Below are 7,266 nucleotides of genomic sequence, written 5' to 3' on the forward strand. Positions count from 1 at the left end.
CCGTAAGATAGTGGAGCCTTTATGGTCGGCAGGCTATGCGGATGCATGGTTAAAACTTATTGAATAAGGCTCCACAATAAACAGGTTTCTATCCAGCGAAGGACGGGGCTTGAAACCCAAATTTTTTCGTCAACAATGTCGTGGGGTAGGGGCTGACGAACGGAAATGCTAGGTAGACTGTTTCTTGGCTCAGGGGTACTTGTGTAAACCTGTGAGGTTTGGTGGCTAATTTTGCTATTAGTGTTAATTGTCTGAATCATGACTAGCTCCTGTTGGTTAGTTTATCCGGCGAGAAGCCTCATGATTTTAGCGAGGCTTGTTTTGCATTATGGACAATGACATCAAGCTTCAACAGTACCCAATCAGGGTACTTTTTTGTTTGTGAGTAAGCCGTCAGCGGTCAGCGGTCAGCGGTCAGCCGTGAGCTAAAAGCTCACGCTACTTGAGGTGCTTATTTGATTCAAAAGCACCTCAAGTAGTGTGGCCACAGGCCAAGGCTGATAGCTGATAGCTGATAGCTGATAGCTGAATACTTAACTTATTAGGTACATTAAATTTTATTACCCCTACTCCCTATTCCCTACTCCCTACTCCCTGCTCCCTTAAAATAAAAATGCTATAAATGCGTGTTAGAACTCCTACTATTTTACAAATGGAAGCAGTCGAATGCGGAGCCGCTTCCTTAGCTATTATTCTTGCTTACTATAATCGCATTGTCCCGTTAGCTGAACTCCGGATTGAGTGTGGGGTTTCCCGTGATGGCAGCAAAGCTTCTAATGTGATTCTTGCTGCTAGAGGTTACGGAATGGTTGCAGATGGCTTTAAAGCAGAAGACCTAGAACAACTTCAAGAAGTATCTCCCCCCTACATTGTCTTTTGGCAGTTCAATCACTTCCTGGTCGTGGAAGGATTCAGCAAACATTGGGTATTCCTCAATGACCCCGCTACGGGTCCCCGCAGGGTGTCTTGGGAAGAATTTGATGAGGGGTTTACTGGGATTATCCTAGTAATGGAACCGGGACCGGAGTTTAACAAGGGGGGTCGTAAACCTAGTGTTATCTTAGCATTGATTGACCGTTTACAAGGTTCAGTTGGGGCAATTTTATACTGTATTTTGGCAGGATTTCTGTTAGTGCTGCCAGGATTAGCTATCCCAGTTTTCAGTCAGGTGTTTGTGGATGAGATTCTGGTAGAAAATCGCACGGAATGGCTGCGTCCCCTAATTTTGGGGATGATTATTACCACGGTGTTTCAAGGGATTCTGACCCTGCTGCGACTGCGCTATTTACGAAAGCTGAGGATTAAGCTGGCTGTCGGGATGTCCACTCGTTTCCTATGGCATATTCTGAGATTACCTGTGAGATTTTATGCTCAAAGATATGCCGGGGAAATTAGCAATCGTGCCAGTCTGAATAATAAAGTAGGTCAGGTGCTATCTGGACAATTGGCAACTACGGTGATTGATACGGTGATGATATTGTTCTACGCTGTGGTGATGTTGGCCTATGATGGAGTACTGACCTTAATTGGTATCTGTTTTTCCGCCATCAATGGCTTGGCCTTGCAGTGGGTAGCCAGACAGCGGGTGGATGCTAATATGCGCTTAGTCCAAGATTGGGGAAAAGCTGCGGGGGTAAGTATTGCAGCCCTCCAGAGTATGGAAACCTTGAAAGCATCAGCCTTGGAGTCGGATTTCTTTTCCCGCTGGTCTGGTTATTATGCCAAAGCTGCGATCGCTCAGCAAGAGTTGGAAGTCACAAACCAGATGTTGGGGGTTTTGCCCATATTACTTACCTCCTTAACCTCGATGTTGATCTTAGTGGTTGGGGGTTGGCGGGTGATGGATGGAAACCTCAGTATTGGGATGTTGGTGGCGTTTCAAAGTTTGATGATCAGTTTTCAACAACCTGTTAATACCTTGGTAGATTTCGGGAGTACCCTCCAGGAATTAGAAGGGGATTTGAATCGTTTAGATGATGTGTTGGGTAATTCCCTTGATTCGGAAGTGGAGACAAGACAAGTCAAAATTCAAAATTCAAAATTCAAAATTCAAAATGACGTAGACAGTGACATTACTGATTCCCGATTGCAAGGTTATGTGGAGTTACGGGATGTTACTTTTGGTTACTCCCATGTAGACCCGCCCTTGATTGAGAACTTCAATCTATCCTTGCAACCAGGAGAAAGGGTGGCTTTAGTGGGTGCCAGTGGCTCGGGGAAATCTACCCTGGCTAAACTGATCTGTGGACTTTATCAACCTTGGGAAGGGGAGATTCTCTTGGATGGGACTCCTAGAAGGGAAATTCCGCGAGAGGTCTTGGCCAGTTCTTTATCTCTGGTGGAACAGGATATCTTTCTGTTTGGCGGGACGGTGCGGGATAATTTGACCTTATGGAATGCTACAGTAACCGATCAGCAATTAGTCCAAGCTTGTCAAGATGCGGTTATCCATGAAGCAGTCATGGCAATTCCGGGGGGATATGACGGGGAATTGCTGGAAGGGGGTGTGAATTTAAGTGGGGGACAGCGACAACGGTTGGAAATTGCCCGGGCATTGGTGAAAAATCCAGCAATTTTGGTGATGGATGAAGCAACGTCTGCTTTAGATGCCCAGACAGAACAAATGATTGTGTCAAATTTGCGATCGCGTCAGTGTAGTTGTATTTTGGTAGCCCACCGCCTGAGTACGATTCGGGATTGTGATCAGATTATTGTGCTGGAAGGGGGTAAGGTAGTGCAGCGGGGAACTCATGAGGAATTGTGGGAGGAAGGGGGAGTGTATGAGCAGTTGATTCGTTCAGAAGGTTGATTGCTTAGGTTACCAATTATTTTTGTTTAACTTAACAGTATGACCTTGATTTTGTTGGTAGTAGTAAATAAGTAGTGATTTTAGCTCCTGTTACCTTGAGCAGACTGTAGCTAAACCACTACATCGTTACCACAGGTGCGACCTGTGGTGAATTTAATTCTTAATCCGGAAAGCGCACCTATACCCTTTTATTTTTTCAGCGTGTTGGACTCAAAGCATTATCCTGTTTTACCAAAAACGATAGGTGTAACTCGTGTTACTCCAGCCCCCCCAACTTAGTCCACCAACTAAGCTATCCAATTCCTGTTCTGAGAGTTTAGAGGGTTGAGGTTTGGAGGGAGTAATTGGCTGAATTGCGGGTTCCTGAGATTGAAAATTGTTTCTTTTTAACTTCATAGTCTGAGCTTGGTTTCGTTTTTTTTATCTGTTGAACTAACCTTAATTATTTATTTATCATTATTTAATATTTCAGTCAATAGGTATATTTAAGATATTTGGTTGTTCATCACATTTTATGCTAAATTTTTAGCCGTAAATATTGTGCGATAAACTATAAGGGATTTGGCAACAGATACAAACCAAAACCCAAAAAACAAACCCCCAACAAGTGCCACTGGGGCAGCAAGCTACTTGCTTTCCTATGACGAATTAAATTACGGGGTTGCACCTCTGGGTGATGCTTCATGATCTGATCTAGATAGTGAATCCAATCTGTACCATTGTGGCAGTTTCAAAACTGCCCTACTGATCAGTGTAGGAAGTTACTCATAGCTATACACTGATTAGTGTAGGAAGTATGTCAAAGCTGACTTACTAAATCAAAGGTGATTTAAATGGCTAGAATCAAAATAGAAGAACTGACCGATAAATCAACCAAAGACTCATCAGGAAGGGGTAACACCTTATTGGCCTTGACTGACGACGAGTTAAGCAAGGTGTGCGGTGGTTTTATAGCTGGCGGCAATAAACGTCTTGATTCGTTAAATGCAAATGTGTCGTAGTGGTAAAGATGTAGTGGTTTGCTACGGTCTGATCAAGGTAACGGGAGCTAAAATCACTACTTGTGTACCACTACCCACTACATGTTTATCACTACCGACTATGCAGTTCATGTAGGGTGGGCAGTGCACCAGACAGATAATGAAGCTTGCAAACCGCGTTGGTAGGCACTGCCCACCCTACGATTAATCACTCATACCTCGTCAATAATTATCGAAGTTATGACGACTTAAACGGATCAAATCCTGGGCTAGCGGACGCTTTCCTGAAGCCCTCAATTATTACTTCGGGATAATCTTTTTCTTTTACGCAGAGAAAAGATTTTTTGTAAAAAATATTTACATAAGGATTTCGATAATCTGAGGAATAGCATCAGTAATGGCTGATCCTAAGAGTTCATTAACCTCAATTTTGATAAAATTCAGTAGGCTATCATATTTCCCTGTCCCATGACAGAAAAAGCCCTGAGGGAACTCGCCTCAATCCTCAATCCCACCGCCGACATCCCCGAAGGAGAAACCCCGCTGTTAATTGCTGTAGGTGCTATCGGCAAAGCTTTAGGGATAACCATTCGTCCTGCTGCTAAATCAGAAAATGCCAATACCCTAGACGCGATCGCACGGGCTTCCGGTTTCCGCACCCGTCGAGTCACCCTCACTGGTAACTGGTGGAAAACAGATTGTGGTCCCCTGCTGGCTTTTACTAAGGAAGAAAATCAACCAGTCGCTCTGCTACCGCTCAAAGCCACCAAGTATGAAATCCTTGACCCAGTCGAGTTGACCCGCACCCCCCTCAACCGTAACACTGCCACAACAATTGCTGCCATTGCCTATACCTTTTATCGGCCTTTACCCGATAAAGAGATTACAGTCTGGGATATTCTCCAATTTACGATCAGAGGTCGTGCTCCAGACTTGCTGAAAATCCTGGGAGTGGGAGTAGTTGCAACGTTATTCGGGATGTTGACACCACAAATTACTGGTATTCTGATCGACTCTGCCATTCCCGACGCTAAACGCCAATTATTAATCCAAATGGGTTTGGGATTGTTAGCCGCTAGCTTTGGGGTGATGATATTCCAATTGGCTCAAAGTTTTGTGATCCTGAGATGGCAAACCAAAGTCAGTTATGATACTCAAGCCGCCCTTTGGGATAGATTGCTCAAACTCAAACCCGCCTTTTTCCGCCAGTATTCCACAGGGGATTTACACAATCGGGTTTCCGCTGTTAATCAGATTCGTGATCGACTTAGCGGTAGCATTTTGCGAACCCTATTTACCAGTTTATTTTCGTTGCTAAATCTAGGACTATTGATAGTCTACAGTTTTCCTCTGGCATTCGTTGCGATCGCTATCGCTTTAGTAGCAGTAATTATTACTACCCTATCCGGTATGATTACCAGGCGGAAAATGCGTCCCCTCCAGCAGCTTTCAGGAGAAATCTTTGGACTAACAGTGCAGTTAATTGGTGGCATCTCGAAATTACGAGTTGCTGCTGCTGAATCAGAGGCGTTTGCTTGCTGGGCGAAAAAATACACTCAGCAGGTAAAACTGATATTGAGTACCCAGTTAGTGGAAGACTTACTAACTGCGTTTAATGTAATGTTACCAGCAGTAAGTTCCATGCTGCTGTTTGGATTTACTGTTGCTTTAATGGCACAGTCCGTAGGGGAAACAGGATTATCTACTGGTACATTTCTGGCATTTAATACTGCCTTCGGTACCTTTATCACCAGCGCCACCCGATTAAGCAACACTCTGATTGATAGTTTAGATATCAGTATTTTATGGGAACGCGCCCAACCAATTTTACAGACAAAGCCAGAAGTTGATGCTGATAAGTACCATCCCGGCAGGCTTTCAGGTCAACTGAAATTAAACCAGGTTTGCTTTCGTTACCGCCAGGATAGTCCTTTAGTTTTAGATAAAATTACCCTAGACGCGAAAGCTGGAGAATTTATTGCTATTGTCGGTCCCTCGGGGAGTGGTAAATCCACTATCATGCGGTTGCTGTTGGGATTTGAAACTCCCGAAGCGGGAGCAATCTTTTATGATGGCAAAGATTTATCGGGATTAGATATTGCAGCGGTCAGGCGACAGTTAGGGGTAGTGCTGCAAAATGGGCGGATTATGAGTGGTTCAATTTGGGAAAACATTGCTGGGGGGGCAATTGTTACCCAAGATAAAGCTCTGGAAGCGTTGCAGATGGCGGGATTAGCTGAGGATATTCAAGCCATGCCCATGGGGATACATACTATTATTTCCGAAGGGGGTGGGAATCTTTCTGGAGGACAGCGACAACGGTTATTTATTGCCCGCGCTTTGGTACACAAACCCCAGATTTTGTTGTTTGATGAAGCGACTTCAGCTTTGGATAATCGCACCCAAGCAATTGTTACTAATAGTTTAGAAAAATTGGGGGTAACTCGCATAGTAATTGCCCATCGTTTGAGTACTATTCGTCATGCTGATAGGATTTATGTGTTGCATGGTGGGAAGATAGTACAGCAGGGAAGTTTTGAAGAATTGGCAGCAGTTGAGGGGTTGTTTGCTGATTTGATGGCGCGACAGATGGTGTGAAGGGAATAGGGAGTAGGGAATCGGGAATCGGGAATCGGGAATCGGGAATCGGGAATCGGGAAAAAATCCTACTTATAGTTGCGTAGGGTGCGTTAGGGGGGCCTCATTTTCCGCCTCGTAGCCAGGGTTTGGAGGACCCGCCCCGTAACGCACCACTGTGTCAAACAGCAAAAATGAGATGCACCCGTAGGGAGTAGGGAATAGGGAATAGGGAACAGGGAACAGAGAAGAGCGAATAGGGAATAGGGATGCGCTGCATCAAGACAGGGAATCAACGTCAAAGAAGAGTGTACCTCATAAGTGCGAGAAACGCTATAAGCTTTCTCAATCTGCGAAAGACGTTTGCTACCAAATGGAAACTATAATCAAACAGGTATAAATTTACTTACAAAGTCAAGTCATCGGTATGCCCACCGTTGACAACCTAGATCCAAACGCTATAACTAAACGCTATAACTGTGTGGAAGATAAATAATTTGGTCTTGATATTCGCTTTCAAAAGATGCCTCAGCTAGAAAAACCAACTCATCAAGATTTTCTCCCATACTTAACTTGGTGTTGAGAATAAAGATTCCTGGTATGTGATTCCCTTCTGCAATATAATCAGCTAAATGGGTAGGCATAGATTTACGATTATTTGTTACCAGCACAAAACCATGCTCATCACACCATTTCAGAATTTGTGGGTCTAAGGTTCCTCTTGCAGGAGTATTCGGTTCACCAACAACCCACATCACCAAATCAGGATAATTCCGGGTCAATTGGATTTTGTAAGCAGGATTGACATTTTCATCCAATAGATATTTGAGAGTCATCAGCTTTTTTCATTACTTTTCGTTCTGCTCTCAACTTCCGCAATCGCAGCGCAGAGGTGGAGGG

General features: G+C 44.2%; 4 protein-coding genes. 3 read left to right on the forward strand and 1 reads right to left on the reverse strand.

Translation table 11 applies throughout. From position 1 onward, the window contains the following. Positions 1 to 622 precede the first annotated feature (622 nt). The 3 genes from F6K20_RS17380 (at position 623) to F6K20_RS17390 (ending at position 6,387) form a co-directional block, all read left to right on the forward strand. Positions 623 to 2,809 (forward strand): NHLP family bacteriocin export ABC transporter peptidase/permease/ATPase subunit, encoded by a 2,187-nt coding sequence (locus F6K20_RS17380; RefSeq protein ID WP_008185667.1) that lies wholly within the window; start codon positions 623 to 625, stop codon positions 2,807 to 2,809. An 833-nt stretch (positions 2,810 to 3,642) separates the two neighbouring features. Then, a complete protein-coding gene (locus tag F6K20_RS17385) occupies positions 3,643 to 3,810 on the forward strand; it encodes a hypothetical protein (protein ID WP_008185674.1) in 168 nt (55 codons plus the stop codon). A 447-nt stretch (positions 3,811 to 4,257) separates the two neighbouring features. Continuing rightward, on the forward strand, positions 4,258 to 6,387 hold the full coding sequence (locus F6K20_RS17390) for an NHLP bacteriocin export ABC transporter permease/ATPase subunit (protein WP_008185676.1): 2,130 nt from the start codon (positions 4,258 to 4,260) through the stop codon (positions 6,385 to 6,387). A gap of 443 nt (positions 6,388 to 6,830) precedes the next feature. Here F6K20_RS17390 and F6K20_RS17395 read toward each other — a convergent pair whose 3' ends face one another. Continuing rightward, the gene (locus tag F6K20_RS17395) at positions 6,831 to 7,202 is read right to left on the reverse strand and encodes a DUF5615 family PIN-like protein (RefSeq protein ID WP_287295437.1); all 372 of its coding nucleotides are present in this window, start codon (positions 7,200 to 7,202) and stop codon (positions 6,831 to 6,833) included. Between the last annotated feature and the right edge of the window lie 64 nt (positions 7,203 to 7,266).

It is taken from the genome of Moorena sp. SIO2C4, from assembly GCF_010672485.1.
GTDB classification, from domain to species: Bacteria; Cyanobacteriota; Cyanobacteriia; order Cyanobacteriales; family Coleofasciculaceae; genus Moorena; species Moorena producens.

Excerpts from the sequence above, each read along its gene's own strand:
- F6K20_RS17380 (WP_008185667.1), top strand. The coding sequence starts at position 623 with ATGCGTGTTAGAACTCCTACTATTTTACAAATGGAAGCAGTCGAATGC.
- F6K20_RS17385 (WP_008185674.1), top strand. The coding sequence starts at position 3,643 with ATGGCTAGAATCAAAATAGAAGAACTGACCGATAAATCAACCAAAGAC.
- F6K20_RS17390 (WP_008185676.1), top strand. The coding sequence starts at position 4,258 with ATGACAGAAAAAGCCCTGAGGGAACTCGCCTCAATCCTCAATCCCACC.
- F6K20_RS17395 (WP_287295437.1), bottom strand. The coding sequence starts at position 7,202 with ATGACTCTCAAATATCTATTGGATGAAAATGTCAATCCTGCTTACAAA.